At 53.8% G+C, this 996-nt stretch carries 2 protein-coding genes; one reads left to right on the top strand and one right to left on the bottom strand.

Annotation, left to right across the window (positions count from 1 at the left end):
• Positions 1-248 precede the first annotated feature (248 nt).
• Positions 249-590, top strand: coding sequence for a hypothetical protein (locus FEM54_RS33095; protein WP_240792839.1), 342 nt, complete (start codon positions 249-251; stop codon positions 588-590).
• Between the two features lie 64 nt (positions 591-654).
• Here FEM54_RS33095 and FEM54_RS33090 read toward each other — a convergent pair.
• A partial coding sequence (locus FEM54_RS33090) for an HMG-box domain-containing protein (RefSeq protein WP_205894449.1) occupies positions 655-996 on the bottom strand: 342 nt, incomplete at its 5' end.

The raw sequence follows: 996 nt of genomic DNA, 5'->3' as shown, positions 1-996 counted from the left end.
AGGTGTGGGTGTTTTCAAGAGTGGTGCGCCAAAGGGCAATACTCAGTTAATTCAGGTTGCGACGCCCGGTCACAGTAATTACTGCGACGGCAAATCCTAACCAAGTCACTTCCTATGGCTCAACCTCGTCAGGTTGTGGGAAATGTCCGAGACCAAGCAGAGCAGCTCTAGCGCCGTTCACAAAAGTAAAATTATAAGGCGAGCTGGCGAGCTGCCATGTACCCTCATGCCTTTCCTGGGGGATAACAATGAAAATCTGGCTAATGGTTTTAGTCACGGCGATGCTCGCAGCCTGCGCCGACAGCGGTCCTATAAAAGTGGGGCCTGACACCTACACCATCTCAACGCGAGTTCCCCTTGGTGGGCCGGCCTCGGCGAAAGGCCAGGCGCTGAAAGAAGCGAATCAGTTTTGTGAGTCTCAAGGCCGGGAAATTCTTCTAGACCACATGCAGTCAAGCGAATGCGCCTTGCACGGCGGCTGCGGGGAGGCGGAGATAATCTTCTTTTGCCTGGCCAAAGGCGACCCGCAATTAAAACGCCAAAAGTACAGCCCCGATCCAACTCAAAAAATCGAAATCGACCAGCGCTGATGCTCTGCTGCCGAGAGAAGGGACGGACCTATGTTCAGTGACATGAATCCATCCCTTTCTTTTGTTAAGCCGCCACCGCCGTAGCAACCGGAGCGTACAGTGCTTGGCGTTCCAGAAGGCTCAGCAACTGCCAATTTTTCCCGACGCGTTTATACAGATCGGCGTTGTGTGGGATCTTCACCGTATTGAGCAGCCGCTGTTGGTAGCAGCCATACAGGTGTTTCAGAAAACCAGGTGGCATCACGATGTCTGTACTTGGCACATGGAACGAAATTGCCATGGGCCATTCTTTTTGACGAACGGACCCCAGCAGAGCAGGGCTGACGTCTTCAGGTTTGCCAATGGATACCCAGGTGGCGGGGTGTTTGCCATCCATCCAATGGGCGAACCATTCTGGCAGGCGCCC

This window comes from Pseudomonas edaphica (genome assembly GCF_005863185.1).
Taxonomy (GTDB): domain Bacteria; phylum Pseudomonadota; class Gammaproteobacteria; order Pseudomonadales; family Pseudomonadaceae; genus Aquipseudomonas; species Aquipseudomonas edaphica.
Note: the sequence above shows the minus strand (reverse complement) of the source record. Positions and strands in the feature narration are given on the sequence as shown.

Bases quoted from the DNA above. Each gene is read 5' to 3' on its own strand.
- FEM54_RS33095 (WP_240792839.1), top strand. From the start codon at position 249: ATGAAAATCTGGCTAATGGTTTTAGTCACGGCGATGCTCGCAGCCTGC.